The organism is Kibdelosporangium phytohabitans (assembly GCF_001302585.1).
Taxonomy (GTDB): domain Bacteria; phylum Actinomycetota; class Actinomycetes; order Mycobacteriales; family Pseudonocardiaceae; genus Kibdelosporangium; species Kibdelosporangium phytohabitans.
The window spans coordinates 7,048,365-7,065,369 of record NZ_CP012752.1 but is presented as its reverse complement, the minus strand read 5'-3'; the positions used below and the strand labels follow the sequence as shown (position 1 = coordinate 7,065,369).

Annotated in this window: 15 protein-coding genes; 6 read left to right on the top strand and 9 right to left on the bottom strand. The window is 69.9% G+C overall.

Annotation, left to right across the window (positions count from 1 at the left end):
* Positions 1–156: 156 nt before the first annotated feature.
* Together AOZ06_RS31755 and AOZ06_RS31750 are read left to right on the top strand one after the other, a co-directional pair.
* Positions 157–4,626 carry a HAMP domain-containing protein gene (locus AOZ06_RS31755; protein ID WP_236951806.1) on the top strand — a complete coding sequence of 1,490 codons (4,470 nt, stop codon included), beginning with the start codon at positions 157–159 and terminating at the stop codon, positions 4,624–4,626.
* Entirely contained in the window at positions 4,623–6,884 is a 2,262-nt protein-coding gene (locus tag AOZ06_RS31750) for a SpoIIE family protein phosphatase (RefSeq protein WP_054292754.1), read from the top strand. Before AOZ06_RS31755 ends, AOZ06_RS31750 begins: the two co-directional genes overlap by 4 nt.
* Here AOZ06_RS31750 and AOZ06_RS31745 read toward each other — a convergent pair.
* Both AOZ06_RS31745 and AOZ06_RS31740 read right to left on the bottom strand, forming a co-directional pair.
* A complete protein-coding gene (locus AOZ06_RS31745; RefSeq protein WP_054297061.1) occupies positions 6,877–7,305 on the bottom strand; it encodes an SRPBCC domain-containing protein in 429 nt (142 codons plus the stop codon). The genes AOZ06_RS31750 and AOZ06_RS31745 overlap by 8 nt on opposite strands.
* A 5-nt stretch (positions 7,306–7,310) precedes the next feature.
* A complete protein-coding gene (locus tag AOZ06_RS31740; protein ID WP_054292753.1) occupies positions 7,311–7,709 on the bottom strand; it encodes a RidA family protein in 399 nt (132 codons plus the stop codon).
* 64 nt (positions 7,710–7,773) lie between these two features.
* Here AOZ06_RS31740 and AOZ06_RS31735 point away from each other — a divergent pair, with 64 nt between their 5' ends.
* Positions 7,774–8,718: a helix-turn-helix transcriptional regulator gene (locus AOZ06_RS31735; protein WP_054297060.1), complete on the top strand. Its 945-nt coding sequence runs from the start codon at positions 7,774–7,776 to the stop codon at positions 8,716–8,718.
* Here AOZ06_RS31735 and AOZ06_RS31730 read toward each other — a convergent pair.
* Complete coding sequence (locus AOZ06_RS31730) at positions 8,715–9,026, bottom strand: cupin domain-containing protein (RefSeq protein WP_054292752.1); 312 nt, start codon at positions 9,024–9,026, stop codon at positions 8,715–8,717. The genes AOZ06_RS31735 and AOZ06_RS31730 overlap by 4 nt on opposite strands.
* A 70-nt stretch (positions 9,027–9,096) precedes the next feature.
* Between AOZ06_RS31730 and AOZ06_RS31725 the strand changes: the two genes are divergently transcribed.
* On the top strand, positions 9,097–10,038 hold the full coding sequence (locus AOZ06_RS31725; RefSeq protein ID WP_054292751.1) for a GlxA family transcriptional regulator: 942 nt from the start codon (positions 9,097–9,099) through the stop codon (positions 10,036–10,038).
* On the opposite strand, the gene AOZ06_RS31720 is transcribed toward AOZ06_RS31725, so the two are convergent.
* Entirely contained in the window at positions 10,028–10,780 is a 753-nt protein-coding gene (locus tag AOZ06_RS31720; RefSeq protein WP_236951805.1) for a class I SAM-dependent methyltransferase, read from the bottom strand. The two genes, AOZ06_RS31725 and AOZ06_RS31720, sit on opposite strands and share 11 nt — an antisense overlap.
* Before the next feature lie 76 nt (positions 10,781–10,856).
* Here AOZ06_RS31720 and AOZ06_RS31715 point away from each other — a divergent pair, with 76 nt between their 5' ends.
* Together AOZ06_RS31715 and AOZ06_RS31710 are read left to right on the top strand one after the other, a co-directional pair.
* The gene (locus tag AOZ06_RS31715) at positions 10,857–11,399 is read left to right on the top strand and encodes a CGNR zinc finger domain-containing protein (RefSeq protein ID WP_054292749.1); all 543 of its coding nucleotides are present in this window, start codon (positions 10,857–10,859) and stop codon (positions 11,397–11,399) included.
* A gap of 59 nt (positions 11,400–11,458) precedes the next feature.
* Positions 11,459–11,791, top strand: coding sequence for an STAS domain-containing protein (locus AOZ06_RS31710; RefSeq protein ID WP_218921812.1), 333 nt, complete (start codon positions 11,459–11,461; stop codon positions 11,789–11,791).
* On the opposite strand, the gene AOZ06_RS31705 is transcribed toward AOZ06_RS31710, so the two are convergent.
* Genes AOZ06_RS31705 through AOZ06_RS31685 form a run of 5 tightly spaced genes read right to left on the bottom strand, consistent with a single transcriptional unit; the run spans position 11,709 to position 16,983 of the window.
* Positions 11,709–12,683: an NAD-dependent epimerase/dehydratase family protein gene (locus AOZ06_RS31705; RefSeq protein WP_083472070.1), complete on the bottom strand. Its 975-nt coding sequence runs from the start codon at positions 12,681–12,683 to the stop codon at positions 11,709–11,711. The two genes, AOZ06_RS31710 and AOZ06_RS31705, sit on opposite strands and share 83 nt — an antisense overlap.
* A complete protein-coding gene (locus tag AOZ06_RS31700; protein ID WP_054292748.1) occupies positions 12,683–14,134 on the bottom strand; it encodes a class I adenylate-forming enzyme family protein in 1,452 nt (483 codons plus the stop codon). Before AOZ06_RS31700 ends, AOZ06_RS31705 begins: the two co-directional genes overlap by 1 nt.
* A complete protein-coding gene (locus AOZ06_RS31695) occupies positions 14,124–15,272 on the bottom strand; it encodes a cytochrome P450 (RefSeq protein ID WP_054292747.1) in 1,149 nt (382 codons plus the stop codon). Before AOZ06_RS31695 ends, AOZ06_RS31700 begins: the two co-directional genes overlap by 11 nt.
* Positions 15,269–16,000, bottom strand: a complete 732-nt coding sequence (locus AOZ06_RS31690) for a glycosyltransferase (RefSeq protein ID WP_054292746.1) — start codon at positions 15,998–16,000, stop codon at positions 15,269–15,271. The genes AOZ06_RS31695 and AOZ06_RS31690 overlap by 4 nt, the downstream gene beginning before the upstream one ends.
* The gene (locus AOZ06_RS31685) at positions 15,997–16,983 is read right to left on the bottom strand and encodes a 3-oxoacyl-ACP synthase III family protein (protein ID WP_054292745.1); all 987 of its coding nucleotides are present in this window, start codon (positions 16,981–16,983) and stop codon (positions 15,997–15,999) included. Before AOZ06_RS31685 ends, AOZ06_RS31690 begins: the two co-directional genes overlap by 4 nt.
* Between the last annotated feature and the right edge of the window lie 22 nt (positions 16,984–17,005).

Below are 17,005 nucleotides of genomic sequence, written 5' to 3'. Positions count from 1 at the left end.
CCCTTTTCCCGTATGCCATGTCGATCGGTTGTGAGGCCTGGTTCACAGTCCCTGTAGTGTTTCCCCTCGTACCACCGTCTAGCCAAGGGCGGGACACGACTCGGCCCTGCAGGGCTGCTCGACGACAGTGTGGGGTTGGACGTGGGTGGCGTTTCCGTGGACAAGGCGCGCTCGGACGGTGGCGAGATCGGGGAGCCGGGCCTCAGACAGCTGCTCGCCGGTCTCACAGCGGTCCGTGACGGCGATTTCGGCATTCGGCTGCCGGACGAGGAGAACGGACTGCTCGGCGAGATCGCCACGGTCTTCAACGGCATGGTCGACCAGCTTTCCCTGTTCACCTCCGAGGTCACGCGTGTCGCACGCGAGGTCGGCAGTGAGGGCCGCCTCGGCGGCCAGGCGCAGGTCCCCGGCGTCTCCGGGACGTGGGAGGACCTCACCGACTCGGTGAACGCGATGGCGGGCAACCTGACCACCCAGGTCCGTGACATCGCGCAGGTCGCCACCGCGGTCGCCCGCGGCGACCTGTCGCAGAAGATCGACGTGGACGCGCGCGGTGAGATCCTGGAGCTGAAGGAGACCGTCAACACGATGGTCGACCAGCTCTCGTCGTTCGCCGACGAGGTCACCCGCGTGGCGCGCGAAGTGGGCAGCGAAGGCCGTCTGGGCGGGCAGGCCCAGGTACCCGGCGTCGGTGGTGTGTGGCGTGAGCTGACCGACTCGGTGAACTTCATGGCAGGCAACCTGACCGACCAGGTCCGCAACATCGCCCAGGTCACCACAGCCGTCGCGCAGGGCGACCTGTCGCAGAAGATCGACGTGGACGCGCGCGGTGAGATCCTCGAGCTGAAGAACACCATCAACACGATGGTCGACCAGTTGTCCTCGTTCGCCGACGAAGTCACGCGCATGGCGCGAGAAGTGGGCACCGAGGGCATCCTCGGCGGCCAGGCTGACGTGAAAGGCGTGTCCGGCACCTGGCGTGACCTCACCGACTCGGTGAACTTCATGGCGGGCAACCTGACCGCGCAGGTGCGTTCGATCGCCCAGGTCGCCACCGCGGTCGCGAGCGGTGACCTGTCGCAGAAGATCAACGTGACCGCGCGCGGTGAGATCCTCGAGCTGAAGAACACCATCAACACGATGGTCGACCAGTTGTCCGCCTTCGCCGACGAGGTCACCAGGGTGGCCAGGGAGGTCGGCACCGAAGGCCGGCTCGGCGGCCAGGCGGACGTCAAAGGCGTGTCGGGGACCTGGAAAGCGCTGACCGAGTCCGTGAACGTCATGGCGGACAACCTGACCGCGCAGGTGCGCTCGATCGCCCAGGTGACCACGGCGGTCGCCCGCGGTGACCTGTCGCAGAAGATCCGGGTGGACGCGCGCGGCGAGATCCAGGAGCTCAAGGAGACCATCAACACGATGGTCGACCAGCTGTCCTCATTCGCCGACGAGGTGACGCGTGTCGCCCGCGAGGTCGGCACGGAAGGAAACCTGGGCGGCCAGGCCGGTGTCCGCGGTGCCGAGGGCACGTGGAAGGACCTGACCGACAACGTCAACGTGATGGCGTCCAACCTGACCGGCCAGGTGCGGTCGATCGCCCAGGTCGCCACGGCCGTGGCCCGCGGTGACCTGTCGCAGAAGATCACCGTCGAGGCCAAGGGCGAGGTCGCCGCGCTCGCCGGCGTGATCAACACGATGGTGGACACGCTGTCGGCGTTCGCCGACGAGGTCACGCGTGTCGCCCGCGAGGTCGGCACCGAGGGCATCCTCGGCGGCCAGGCCCGCGTGCCGAACGTGGCGGGCACGTGGAAGGACCTGACCGACAACGTCAACTTCATGGCGAACAACCTGACCAACCAGGTCCGCAACATCGCCCAGGTCACCACCGCCGTCGCGCTCGGCGACCTGACCCGCAAGATCGACGTGGACGCCCGCGGCGAGATCCTCGAGCTCAAGACCACGATCAACACGATGGTCGACACGCTGTCCGCGTTCGCCGCGGAGGTCACACGTGTGGCCCGCGAGGTCGGCAGCGAAGGCAGGCTCGGCGGCCAGGCCGAGGTCGAAGGCGTGTCCGGGACGTGGAAGCGGCTCACCGAGAACGTCAACGACCTCGCCGGCAACCTCACCCAGCAGGTGCGCGCCATCGCCGGTGTCACGAGCGCGGTCGCCGAGGGCGACCTGACCCGCTCGATCACGGTCGAGGCGTCCGGCGAGGTCGCCGAGCTCAAGGACAACATCAACTCGATGGTGGAGTCGCTGCGCGAGACCACCAGGGCCAACCAGGACCAGGACTGGCTGAAGTCGAACCTGGCCAAGATCTCCGCGCTGATGCAGGGCCGCCGTGACCTCGCCGTCGTGGCGGAGCTGGTGATGGACGAGCTGACGCCGCTGGTCTCCGCCCAGTACGGCGCGTTCTACCTGGCCGACGACGACGCGGAACTGCGGCTGGTCGGCTCGTACGGGCACCCCGACGACACCCGCGCCACCCGGTTCCGGCTCGGCCAGGGCCTGGTCGGCCAGGCCGCGCGGACCCGGCGGACGATCGCGGTCGACGACATGCCGCCGGACTACATCACGGTGTCGTCCGGGCTCGGCGAGACCAGGCCGACCAACGTGATCGTGCTGCCGATCGTGGTGGAGGACCAGATCCTCGGCGTGATCGAACTGGCGTCGGTGCGCCGCTACACCCAGATCCACCGCGACTTCCTCGAACAGCTGATGGAAACCGTCGGCGTCAACGTCAACACGATCGTGGCCAACTCCCGCACCGACGAGCTGCTCGGCGAGTCGCAGCGGCTCACCGCCGAGCTGCAGGCCCGCTCCGAGGAACTCCAGGTCCGCCAGGAGGAGCTGCAGCGCTCCAACGCCGAGCTGGAGGAGAAGGCGGCGCTGCTGGCCACCCAGAACCGGGACATCGAGACCAAGAACCTGGAGATCGAGCAGGCCCGCCAGGAACTGGAGACCCGCGCGCAACAGCTGTCGCTCGCGTCGAAGTACAAGTCGGAGTTCCTGGCCAACATGAGCCACGAGCTGCGCACCCCGCTCAACAGCCTGCTGATCCTCGCCCAGCTGCTGACCCAGAACGCCAGCCGCAACCTCACGCCCAAGCAGGTCGAGTACGCCAGCATCATCCACTCGGCCGGTTCCGACCTGCTGCAGCTGATCAACGACATCCTCGACCTGTCCAAGGTGGAGGCAGGTAAGATGGACGTCAGCCCGGAACGCGTGTCGCTGCGCCAGCTGCTGGACTACGTCGAGGCCACGTTCCGCCCGTTGACCACGCAGAAGAACCTGGACTTCCGGATCACGACGGCCACCGGCGTGCCCACCGAGGTGCTCACCGACGACTCGCGGCTGCGGCAGGTCCTGCGCAACCTGTTGTCGAACGCGGTGAAGTTCACCGAGTCCGGCAGCGTCGAGCTGCGCATCGAACCCGCCGAGGCGGCCGAGCTGCCCGCGTCGGTCCGCAGGCACGGACCGGCGGTCGCGCTGTGCGTGCTGGACACCGGCATCGGGATCCCCGAACAGCAGCTGGAATCCATCTTCGGCGCGTTCCAGCAGGCCGACGGGACCACGAGCCGCAAGTACGGCGGCACCGGGCTCGGCCTGTCGATCAGCCGGGAGATCGCCTACCTGCTCGGCGGCGCGATCGCCGTGCGCAGCACGCCGGGCCAGGGCAGCGCGTTCACGCTCTACCTGCCGGTGGCACGGCCGGACTTCGAAGAACTCTCCGGCACGCAACCGGTCGAGCAGCCCGCCGCGGTGACCGACGAGGAACCACCGGCGTCGTCTCAGCGTCAACGGCGGTTGCTGGTGATCGAGAGCCACCCGCGCGGGTTGTTGTCGCTGGTCGCCGAGAGCGCCATCGCGGATCTCCCGGTCAGTCCGGACCCCGATGACCGTGATTCCGTCGAGATGGTCACCGTGACCACGGCGGAGGAAGCAGCGGCGGCGCTGGCGGAGACCGCGTCGCACTGCATCGTGCTCGAAGTCGACATGCCGGACGGCGCGGCGTGGACGTTGCTCGACGCGCTGGAGCGCGATCCCGCGCTGCGTGACGTGCCGGTCCTCGCGCACAACAACCGCAGGCTGGACGCACAGCAGGACGCCGCGCTGCAGAACCGGACGGAGCTGCTGGCCAGCCTGGACGAACTGCGTGAGCGGATCGTGCTGCACCTGACCGCGGAGAAGCTGCCGCTGGTGCGCGTGGACAGTGCCGCGAAGTCCACGCCACGCACCTACGACGACCGGGTCGCCGGGCGGACCGTGCTCGTGGTCGACGACGACGCGCGCAACGTCTACGCCCTCACCAGCATGCTCGAGCTGCACGGGATCCAGGTCCTGCACGCGGAGAACGGGCGGACAGGCATCGAGACGCTGACGGCGCACCCGGAGATCGACCTGATCCTGATGGACGTGATGATGCCGGAGATGGACGGCTACACGGCCACCTCGGCGATCCGGGCGATGCCGCAGTACACCGAGCTGCCGATCATCGCGGTGACAGCCAAGGCGATGCCGGGCGACCAGGAGAAGAGCCTGGCGTCGGGCGCCAACGACTACGTCACCAAACCGGTCGACGCCGACCACCTGATCGCACGCATCCAACGCTGGCTGGGCGCGTGAGCGAGCCGGTGCGCAGGCTGGCCGCGACCGTCGAGCGGCTGCGCGACGAAGTCAAACAGGCGCACGCGACAGCCGACGGTCGCGCCCTGATCGAGCTGGCCAAGGGCATTCTCGTGGAACGGCTGCGGTGCGGGCCCGTGCAGGCGGCCGAGCAGCTCGAGGCGCTCGCCGAGCAGTCCGGTGTCACGGTGCTGGAGCTGGCGGCGGACATCGTCAACGACACGGCCGCCGACCGGATCGCGGAGACCGCGTCCTCCACAGTGGACAACGTGCGGCTGCGCAAGGCGGAGAGCGGGGTGCTCGCCGCGGCCGGTGACGTGCAGGCGGTCGCGCAGTCGCTGCTGGAGCAGGCGCTCGTCCCGCTCGGCGCGTCCGCGGTGGCCGTGTGGGCGGTGGACTCGGACACGTCGCTGGCGCTGGCGGGATTCGCCGGTTTCTCCCCGCAGGAAGCCAGCCGGTGGCGTTACGTGCCGCCCGGTGTGGCCACGCCCGCGCGGCTGGCGCTGGCCGAGCGGCGCACGGTGTGGCTGGACGACCTGGCCCGCGCCGAGCTGCCGTCGATCGGGGCGGTGTCCGGTGGCCGGGTGGCCGCGCCTGCCGTGATCAGCGGGATGATCACCGGGATTCTGGAGATCGGCTGGGCGCACCCCCTTGAGCCGCAACCGGTCGCGGTCCGCCGCCAGATCGAGGCGCTGGCCGAGCTGTGCGCGCACACGCTGCACGAAGGCGTGATCGGCAGGCTGGCCGAGGACGTGGCCCGGCTGGCCGACCTCGCCGACGGGATCCTCGACCCGGCGCTCGTGCTGGTGCCGCGGGTGGAACAGGGCAGGGCGGTGGATTTCCGGATCCACCACGCGAACCAGCGGTTCGTCGACCCGGCCGGGCGGCCCCGTGGCCTGGTCGACGGCACGACCGTGCTCGAGTCGTACCCGATGGCCGCGGACGAGGGCGGCCTGTTCGAGAAGATCGAGCGCGTCCACGCCACCGGTGAGCCGTTCCGCGCCGAGGACATGCCGATCACCACACTGGTCGCCGACGTCCCCGTGACGGTCACCGCGGACGTGAGCCTGAGCCGGTCGGGCAACGCGGTGCTGATGATCTGGCGGTTGCAGGACGAGACAACGCGGTTGACCAGCCTGTTGCAGCACGCGCAGCGCCTTGGCCGGATCGGTGGGTTCGACGAGAACGTGCTCACCGGTGAGGTCGGCTGGAACAGCCAGCTGTTCGACCTGTACGGCCTGCCGCCGGGGGCGCCGCCGGTGCCGTTGAAGCAACTGGCGACCCAGGCGCACCCCGACGACGGCCCGGCGATCAGCCGGTTCCTCCGTACCGTCCTGCGTCACCACCGTTCGGCCTCCACCGCCTTCCGGCTGCAACGTCCCGACGGCGTCGCCCGCCACGTGCGCGTCATCGCCGAACCCGTGCTGGACGGCGACAACCAGCTGTTGCAGGTGCGCGGCGCGTACCAGGACATCTCGGCCCAGCACTGGACCGAGGTCGCTCTCGCGGTGACGCGTGACCAGTTGGCGCAGACCGAGCAGCACGCCGCCGAGCGGGATCGGCTCGCGTTGCAGTTGCAGCGCGCGATCATGCCGTCCCGGCCCGATCCCATCGACACCTTCGGCTTGAGCATCGCTGTGCGCTACCTGCCCGCCGAGAGCGGCGCGCTGGTCGGCGGCGACTGGTACGACGCGATTGTGCTGCCGTCGAAGAAGATCCTGCTGTCCGTCGGGGACATCGCCGGTCACGGGATCGAGGCCGCGACGGGGATGGTGGTGCTCCGCAACGCGTTGCGCGGTCTGGCCACGACCGGCGCGGGCCCGGCGAAGCTGCTGGGCTGGCTGAACCTGGTGGCGCACCACCTGACCGACAGCGTGATGGCCACCGCGATCTGCGGCGTCTACGACCCGGAGACCCGGACCTTGCGCTGGGCCCGCGCCGGGCACCTCCCGCCGCTGCTGGTGCGCGAGGGCTCCGCCAGCCTCCTGCCGCTGCCCCGCGGCACCATGCTCGGTGTGGTCGCGGAAGCCCAGTACACGGAGGAAGAACTGGAACTGTCGCCGTCGGACATGCTGATGCTCTACACCGACGGCCTGATCGAACGCCGTGACCGCAACCTCGACGGCGCCCTGGAGGAACTGCGCGAGCTGGCGGCCACCACGACCGGCGCTCTGGAGGAGCGCCTCGATTACCTGGTGCGCTACAGCAGCGCCGACACGGACGACGACACGTGCATCGTCGCCGTCCAGGTCACCTGACGTCGTTTCCGGACAGCGCCTCGACAACGGCAGCGACGACACCCTGCCAGTGACGCCGTTGCTGTTCCCGCTCGGCAGCGTCGGCCAGACGTTCCTGATGGACGCCGAGCCGCGCCCGCCCCTCACCGGATGGTGTGACGGTCAGCTGCAACGTGGTCTCGTGCTTCCAGTCCTTGGGCTGCCAGGTCAGGCGGAGGCGGCCGTGGTTGTGGAAGCTGCGGGTCTCGCCGCGTACGCCGTCCTTGGTCTCGTAACCGGCGCCGAGGTCCGACAGCACGGTCACGCCCTCGCCGAGCCAGATCGCGATGCCCTCGGGTGAGGTGATGAAGTTCCACACGGTCGCGGCCGGGTGGCCGACGGTCTTCGACACGCCGATCTGCCAGCCCACGTCCTTGGTCAACCCGACCTGGGACTGTCGCATGCCGCTCACGCTAGCACCGCCGCGACAGCGCCGACCTCAAGCAGTGCGCCCGGCACGGCGAGGCTCGCCACGCGGGCCGCGGTGACCAGGGGTGTCGCGCCTTCCAGACCGGCCGCGGCGACGGGGTAGGCCGCGTTCAGGTCGGCGCCCTCGGCCAGCAGGATCGTGACCGACACCAGGTTGTGCACGGTGGCGCCCGCAGCCGCGAGCGCGGTGCGCAGGTTCTCCATCACCCGGGCGGTCTGCGCGGCGATGTCGTCCCCGCCGATGAGCTTGCCCGCGCTGTCCACCGCGTTCTGGCCGCCGATGTAGATGGTCGTCGCGCCGGGCGGGACGATGGCGACGTGGGTGAACGCGGGGGACTGGACGAGGCCCTCGGGGCGGAGCAGTGAAATCTCGGTCATGGGAATGAGTATGGAACCCAACTAGGACGGATACTGTCCGGGTTTATGGCGGATGATGGTTTCCGTGAGCACGACCAACCGCCGCATCGAGACACTCTCCCTGCTACAGGCCCACCCGGGGATCTCGGCCACCCGGCTCGCCGAACGCCTCGGTGTGACCGAGCGCACCGCCCGCCGTGACATCGCCCAGCTGCGCGAACTCGGCTACCACATCGAGGGCGAGGCCGGCCGGACCGGCGGCTACCGGCTCGCGCCCGGCCACGCCATGCCGCCGTTGCTGCTCGACGCGGACGAGGTTGCGGCCGTCGCCCTCGGCCTGCGCACGACGACCGCGGTCGGTGGCCTCGAAGCCGCCGCGGTCACGGCGATGGCCAAGCTCGGCCAGGTCGTGCCGTCACGTTGGCACCGGCGGCTGGACGCGCTCGCCGACGTGCAGGCGTCACAGTGGCCCGCGCAGCGCAGTACCGATCAGGAGGTGTTGATTCCCGTGGCGCTGGCGTGCCGCGCGGATGAGGCCGTACGGATCCGGCACCGGCGCGGCGGGAAGATGGAGGCACGGCCTGTGGACGTGCAACCACACCGTCTGGTCAGTGTGCGGCGGGGCTGGTATCTCGTGGCGTGTCCGCGTGGGGCCGCGGAGTGGAAGGTCTACGCGCTTGACCGTGTCGAGGACGTCCAACCGCTCGGCACACGGTTCCCAGCGCCTGAGCCGCCGTCCGATGCCGCCGCGTTCGTGTCGGACGCGCTCGCTCACGGGCCATGGCGGCACCGTGTCCGCGTGCGCGTGTACACGTCAGGAGATCTTGTCCGCGAGATGGTGGACCCGAGTGTGGCCACCGTGATCGACGACGACTACGAATGTGAGCTGCGGTTCGGCACGGACGACCTCGACTGGGCGGCCCGGTGGCTGGCGTATCTCAACGTGGACATGGACGTGATCGAACCGGTCGAGCTGACCGGGCGGCTGCGGGTGCTGGGCCGTTGGCTGCTCGACCGGTACCAGTCCTAGCCTTCCGGGTAGAACACGAACAGCACGCAGCCCGTTTTGCTCTGCGGGACGTGCCACGAACCGGCGGGCGCGTGGATGAACGACCCAGCCGGGAAGTCGTTGAAGCCGTCGTTGAACACGCCACTGACCACGTAGACCTCTTCCGGGCCGGGCTCGTGCACGTCCTTGCCCTCCCAGCACGCGCCCGCGTCGATCTCCACCACGTTCGCCGACGCGCCGTTCGCGCCTTTCCACAGCGGACGCAACCGGATGCCGGGGAACAGCTGGTGGACCGGGGCGTCGGCGGTGGCAGTCGTTTCGAATTCCATGGCACCAGCCTGGGCCGGGCGGTGCCGGGCAGCCAGTGTCAGCAAAGACATCATTGGGTACTTTGTTGCCATGCATCGTGTGGCCGCCGTCGTGCGCCCGGTCCAGTCGACGTTCGAACTGGCCTGCGCGACCGAGGTTTTCGGGCTCGAACGGGACTTCCTGCCCCGGTACTACGAGTTCCGCGTGTGCACCGAGCGTCCCGGCGCGGTGCCGACGACCGCGGGCTACGACATGCTCGTCACCGAGGGGCTGGCCGCGGTGGACGAAGCCGACACCGTGATCATTCCCGGCTGGCGGCCGTACGACGCCGAGTTGTCGCCCGCCGTCCTGCGGGCCCTGAAACGAGCGCACAAGCGTGGTTGTCGTCTCGTCACGATCTGCACGGGCGCGTTCGCCCTCGCACAGACCGGACTGCTCGACGGCCGCCGTGCGACCACGCATTGGTCTCGGACCGGCCAGTTGCAGGCGTTGTTCCCGCGTGTGGAGGTCGATCCCGACGTGTTGTACGTCGACCACGGTGACGTGGCCACGAGCGGGGGAGCGGGCGCGGGCATCGACTTGTGCCTGCACCTCGTCCGCAACGACCTCGGCGCCGCGCGGGCCGTGCACCTGGCTCGCTACATGGTTCTCCCGCCGCACCGGGAAGGCGGGCAGACGCAGTACGCGGTCGACCTTCCGGTCGCACAGCCCGACCAGTCGCTCGGCGGTCTGCTGGAGTGGGCGTCGGAGCGGCTGGCCGACCCGATCGGTGTCGAGGACATGGCCGATTTCCTGAAGATCTCGCCGCGCACCCTGGCACGCCGGTTCGACGAGCAACTCGGCACGAGCCCTGGCCGCTGGCTGCTGACCCAGCGGGTCAACGCGACCAGGGCGCTGCTGGAGGAGACGGACCTGTCGGTGGAGGCCATCGCCCGCCGGGTCGGGCTGGTGTCGGCCACCAACCTGCGGCGTCGTTTCGCCGCGGCCGTGCGTACGACGCCCGCGGCCTATCGCCGTGCCTTCAACGCTTGACTGCCACCAGGATGTGGTCGTCGCCGACCTGCCACAGCGGGGCCACACTGCCGAATCCGCCGGCGCGCAGCAGGTCGGCGTGCGCTCGCACGCTCAATGTGTTCTCGGCGTGCCTCTCCTTGTGCACCAGGCGTTCCGCGCGGGCCTTGACGAGGTCGGCGAGCTCGGGCGAACTGGTGGCGGCGTCCCACCACGCACCCCACTCCTCGTTCTGCTCAACGCCGACCCGTGCCGCGCGGCGGTCGCGGATCGCGGCGGCGAGATCGCCGAGGCCCTCGTCGCCAGGGCCCATGTGGTCGCCGTTGACGAACACACCACCAGGTGGCATGAGCTCGCCGACCGCCCGGTACAGCTGGGCGACCTCGCGCTGCGGCAACCAGTGCAGGGCGGTCGTGGACACAGCGGCGTGGACCGCCGGCGGGACCTCGGCCAGCCAGCCGTCGCCGCTGAGATCGGCGTCGACCCACGTGATGCCGTCGCCGTAGTGCGACCGCGCGAGGCCGAGCAGCAACGGGTCCGAGTCGATGCCGATGATCGTGGCGCGCGGCAGCCGGTCGCGCAGGCGGCCGGCCAAGGAGCCCGGACCGCAGCCCAGATCGAGGATCACCGGCCAGGCGACGTCCGCCAGCGCCGTCTCCACGATGTCGCACAGCACGGAGAAACGCTCCTCGCGGTCGGCGATGTAGCGCTCCTGCTGGGCGTCCCACCGGCGCAGCCACGCCTCGGCAGCGGTGCTGGTCACCTGGGTCATAGTCCACCTCGTCACTGTCGTTATGCTCTTGAACAGTGACAGTAGGCACGGGAGGGTGACTGGTCAATTGAACTTCGACAGTTACGCCAGCGATGTGATGGCCGCCACGGTCGAGGCCGTCAACCAGCTGACCCCGGGGCACGCCCGAGGCCGCGACTACCCGGCGGCGCGGCCGGACCTCGGCGATCTGGTCGGCGAAGCCGCCGTGAGCAGCGAAGACGTCGACGAACTGCGCGCGTACGCGTTCAAGATCCGCGAGATCTTCGTCGCCGTCGACGACAACCGCATCGACGACGCCTGCGAGGCGACCAACACACTGCTGGCCGAAACCCAGGCAGCGCCGACACTGAGCAGGCACGGCGGCGAACCGTGGCACCTGCACTTCCACACCCCGTCCGAACGATGGGCCCGCGGCTGGGCAGCGCCCATGGCGACCGCTCTCGCGATCGTCCTCGGCAACCCCATGCACGACCGGCTGGGCGTGTGCACAGCGACCGTCTGCGACCGGGTCTTCGTGGACGTGTCACGCAACGGCACGAAACGGTACTGCTCGACCGCGTGCCAGAACCGCGTGAAAGCCGCGGCGTTCCGAGCGAGAAAACAGGTTTGATCCACACCCGGTCCGGGGTACCTGGGCGGGCGAGTCCCTCCTAACAGAAGAGGATCAACGTGGTCGGTGAACTGCTGGACGTGAAGGCACTGCGGGAAGTCGACGGTGGTCACGTGCTCGGCTTCGCGGGAGAGGTCGACCTCAGCACGGCACCAGCGTTGGAGAAGGCGATACTGGCGGCGCTCGGGGAACTGGGCGGCGGCAGACTGATCGTCGACCTGACCGAGGTCACCTTCCTGGCGTCCGCCGGCATGTCGGCCCTCATCGCCGGACGCGAGAAAGCCGCGGGCAAGGACATCGAGCTGGCCGTCACCGCGTCGCCCACCGGCGCTGCCTACCGGTCACTGGAGATCGCCGGCCTGATCGACGTGCTGTCGGTACGAGCCGGTTGACCTGGTCATCGAGCCAAGTGGCCGCACCCTTGAACGACGTCGCCGCGGGCTGGTAGCCGAGGGCCCGCTGGGCCGCGGTGGTGTCCAGGGTGCGCTCATACGCCAGGTGGCTGATGGCGTACCTGGTCAGGCGGGGCGGCCGGTGGGCGCCTGCGATGTGCCAGAGGGATTCGGCGGCGCCCGCCAGTGCCCACGCCTGCTTCAGCGGTAGGTGGCGGATGCGCACGTCCAAGCCGCGTTCGTCCAGCAGGGCGCACAACGCCTCTTCGAGGATCACCGGGGTCTCGTCGGCGACGTTGTAGGTTCCGGGCGGCCCTGTGCAGGCGAGGAGAGTGGCTTGGACGAGGTTGTCCAGTGATGTCAGCGATTGGCGTGCCTGGCCGTCGCCCACGATCACCAACGAACGGCCTCTGATCGCCTTCAGCACTCTGGGGAGCAGTGTCGGGTCGCCGGGGCCGTACACGGCGTGCGGGCGCAGTATCACGGTGTCCGGTCTGCCCGGCAACAGGAGTTCCGACGCTGCCTTCGACGCGGCATACGCTGTCAGGTAGCGCGTCACCGGCGCCTGGTCTTCGGTCGCGTACTCAGCCGGCGTGCACGGGTCGTAGACGCTCGCGGTCGAGATGTGCACGAACCTCCGGCCCGGGAAGGAATCCAGCACGTGCCGGGTTCCGTCTACATTGGTGCGCCAGATCGCTTTCCCGTCGCCCCAGTCGGTCACGGCCGCCGCCGCGTGCACCACGGCGTCGACTTCCGGTGGGTCGGCCAGCGGTCCCTTGGTGATGTCCCACGTGCGGCTGCCGTACGGGTGAACCGTCCAGCCACGGGCCATGGCCGCGTGGCGGATCGCGTTGCCCACGAACCCGGTTGCGCCCGTGATGGCCAGGCGCATCAGTGGCTCACCAGCTCACGCAGGGCCGCGCGGTCGAGCTTGCGGCTGCGGCCGGAGACCGGCAGCGACGGCACCACCACGACCTCGTCGGGGATGGCATGCGAGTCGATCAGGCCCGGCAGCGCGGCCCGTACCCGGGCGGCGAGGTCGGGAGGACCGTCGGGATCCGCCACCACGGCCACGACGATCCGTTCGTCGCCGATCTCGTCCGGCACGCCGACCATCGCCGCGTCGGCCACGCCGGGCAGCGCCGCGATCGCGGGCTCGTACAGACCGGGGTACACGTTCAGGCTGTCGCGCAGGATCATGTCCTTCTTGCGCCCGATCAGCACGATCCGGCCGCCGTCCAGCCGCGCCAGGTCACCGGTGGCGTGCTCGGTCATCGGCGGCTCGCCGAGGTAGCCGCGGCACATGCTGGGTCCCGAGACGAACAACTCGCCGTCGGCGGCCACCCGGGCGGTGACGCCCGGCAGCGGTGTGCCGAGCAGGTCACCGGTGTGGGCCAGCTTCTCCTCCGCCGTGGCGATGCTGACCGGCAGGATCTCGGTCATCCCGTACACCGCGAGGAACTCGGCGTCCGGCATGGCCGCACGAGCCCGGCGCAGCAACGGCGGCAACACGGGCGCCGAGCCGAGCATGACCTGTCGCAGCGTCGTCGGCAGGGTGCCCAGCATCGAAGCGAGATCGGTCGGGACGAGGATCGTGTGCGTCGCGCCGGCACGGGGTGCCGGTGTGATTGTCCACTGTGCACCGGCGACGAGCGCGGGCAGGCCCAACGTCAGGTGGTCCGTGTGCACCTGGTCGCCAGGGCCCAGCGAACACCGTGCCGCGAGCGTGCGCAGCGCCGAACCGAGCGAGCCGCGAGTGTGTACGACAGCTTTCGGCGCAGCGGTGGTGCCGGACGTGAACACCACGACGGCATCCCTGTCCGGCGCGTGCGTGGGGAACTCGTTGTAGCAAACGGGTTCCGCGAGTCGGGAGGCGGACAGCGCGTCACGCGGGACACCGGGCAGCCATGGCCCCGACCGGATGTGCCGGACGTCGAGCTTGCGGTACGACGGCACGACCAACCCGCGGCGCCGGGCGATCGCGCGCACCGGACCGGGAACACCGGCGGCGTACAGCACCGACTCCGCGGCGGCCCACGTCGGCGAGACCAGCGCGAGGCGGCTGCGGAACAACTCCGGTGCGCCACCCGGGTCGACGATCACCACGGTCCCGCCCGCCGCGACCGCGCCGAGCGCCAGCACGATCCCCCGTACTCCGGGCCGTACCGAGAACAGCATCCGGTTGCCCACCTGGAAACCGTTGTCCCGCAGTCGATGTGCCGTGCCCAGCACACGGGCCAGCAGATCGCCGTACGTGATCGTTTCCCGGTCGTCGGTGACAGCGGGGGCGCTTCGGTGTTCACGTGCCGCGTTGAGCACATCCACCAGCAGGTCAGCGGTCACGGCGGAGCACCATTCTGTGATAGCTCGGGATCAGCACCCGGCGGGCGGGCGTCCGGTCCACGATGGAGACTGGGTGGGCGTCGAGCACGGCGTCCAGTACCGCGCGGATCTCGGCGTGCGCCAACGGCATGCCGAGGCAGAAGTGCGGCCCGGCGCCGAACCAGATCTGCCGGACCGCGGCCGGGTGCGTGCGGCGGGGCTGGAACGGGCCGAGGGACTTGGCGGCGGAGATCGTCGAGATCACGACCCGCTCGCCCTTCTTGAACCGGACGCCGTCGACCACCGTGTCCGCCACGACACTGCGCAGCATCACGGGCGACGGCACGGTGTAGCGCAACGCCTCGGCAACGGCGTCGTCGACGAGCGAACGGTCCGCGGCCACCGCGGGCAGCCACCCGGAGTCGTGCAACAGCCCCACAAGCCGGGGCACGTACGACACGAGCGTCTCGGTGCCGGTGAGCACGAACGCCGCGACCGCGCCCATCGCCTCCTCCGCCGTGAGCCCGAGTTCCCGCATCCGGCCGGGCACGGTCCGCGGATCCGCTTCGGCGTAGGCCTGCGCCGCGGGCCCGGTCAGTCGTCCCAGTGCGGCCTTGCCGGTCCGGATCTGCCGGGGTGTCAGCGTCGGCCGCCCGAGCCGGACCATCGACGTCACGGCGGTGCCCGCCGCGAACGCGCCGGCGAACCCCTCGCGGGACGCGGGCAGCCCGACCAGTTCGCAGATCACCGCACCGACCAGTTCCCGCACCACCGCGACGAGATCGACGGCTCGTCCGGCGGCGAGATCGTCCCGCAGCAGGTTCATCGGCCGATCGGCGACTTTGGCGCACAGATCCGCGACCGCGCGGGGCGTGAACAGGCCGGTGAGCTTGCGGCGCAGCTCCGTGTGCGCGGTGCCTTCCATGTTGAGCAGGACAGTCGGCCCGACGACCGGTGTCCACAGGTCGGCGGGCGAGCCGGGGCCGGTCTTGGTGAACCGGCCGGAGTCGGTGAGGATCTCCCGTGCCAGCGCCGCTTCGCTGACCACCACGCCGACTCCCGGCACGCGCACCGCCCGGCCGCAGCGCCCGATTCCCCGGACCAGGGGATAGGCGACGGGGTGTGCGGCGAGGTGCACACGCAGTTCCCAATCGGTCATCGGATGTCCACGAAGTCAGGCCGGTAGCGGTGATCGGCGTACCAGGCGAGGGTGTTGCGCAGGCCCCACGCCTTGACCCGTCGCGACGAGCTGTAGACGACGACGTCACGCCGTAGCGCGTAGGCGTTGGTGTGCAGCCGAACCGCGTTGACGAGCGCACGGTCCTCGTGCAGTTCCTCGATCGTGGTCCGCGGGAACCCGCCAATGGCCTGGTACAACTCGGCGGTGATGGCCATGTTGCCGCCCGGCGCCATCACGTACGGCCCGCGGTAGCGCGGATCCCGGTTGCCCGGCCGTATCTTTCCGAACGCACGGGCCACCTCCACCGCGCCGACCAGCGTCAGCCGGGTCCGCAGCGGCATGTCCTCGTCCTTGCGGGGCAACAGGTTGCCTGCGACGAGACGCAGGCCGTCACGGAACGCCGCCTTGATCCGCCGTGTCCAGCCGGGCGCGGGAAGGCAGTCCGCGTCGGTCCGTGCCAGCCACCGCGCCCCAGCCGCTATCGCATAACGCATACCGGTGTCGGAGGCGGCGCCGGTGCCTTTCTGCGCCTCGCGCACCACTTGGACACCGTGCGAACGCACTACCTCGGCCGTGCGGTCCGTGGACCCGTTGTCCACCACTACCGCGACGAAATCACTGTCCTGTTGTGATTCCAACGCCCGCAGGGTGGCGCCGATACCGGTCTCCTCGTTGTACGCGGGTACTACAACCCACAGCGCGCTCACAGCCTGACCACCACGATGCCGAGGCTGACGCCGCCGGCGAGGCCGACCAGCGCGACCAGGTCACCAGGTCCGCAGCGGCCGAGTTCACGGGCGGTGACCAGCTGCAGGGGCAGGCTCACCGACGCCACGTTGCCGTGCCGCGGCAACGTGACCACGAGCTTGTCCCGTGGCACACCGGCCTGTTCGGCGAAGATCTCCAGATAGGGCAGGGAGACCTGGTGCACGCACACCACCGCGAAGTCCTCCCATCGCAGCCCGAGGCCATCCAGCGTCCCGGTCAGCACTTCGCTGCCTAGCCCGAGGAACGCCGACTTCAACCGGGCGCCGTCCATCGAGAAGTACGTGTACTCGGGGTCGCGCGGGTGTTGCGAGCCGCCACCCGGCAGCGTGCCGATGTCCCACTTGGTCGAGTCCGCGGTGAACCCGCTGCCCAGCACACCCGGCTCACCGCGCGTCAGCAACAGCGCGGCGCCCGCGTCCGACAGGGTGTACCCGGGGAACGCCCGCAGGAACTCGGTCAGGCTGCCGACTTTCCACCGCACCGCGCGGGACGGCGCCTCACCGCTGGCGATCAGCACGGTCCGGTAGCGCCCGGTCTCGATCAGCGCGGTCGCCACCTCGATGCCGTTGAGGACGCTGTTACAGGCGTTCTTGACGTCCATCACCGGGCAGGAAAGATCCAGTTTGGCCGCGACGATGTGCGCGGTCGCGGGCTCGACCATGTCCTGGCTCGCCGAGGCGAACAGCAGCAGGTCCACCTCCGCGGGCGCGGTCCCGCTCTCCGCAAGGACTTTCCTCGCCGCGGCCACCGCGAGGTCGGACGCCTGCTCGTCGTCGCGCAGCACGTGCCGCGACCGGACACCGGTCAACCGGTCGATCACACCGGCGGGCGCGGTGAACGGCCCGATTCGTGCCTCGGTGTCCCGCGTGGTCATCTCGTTCCCGGGCAGGTGGACTGCCACCGACACCAGCCGTGCCCCCATCGGCCACCTCCTTCGATCAAGG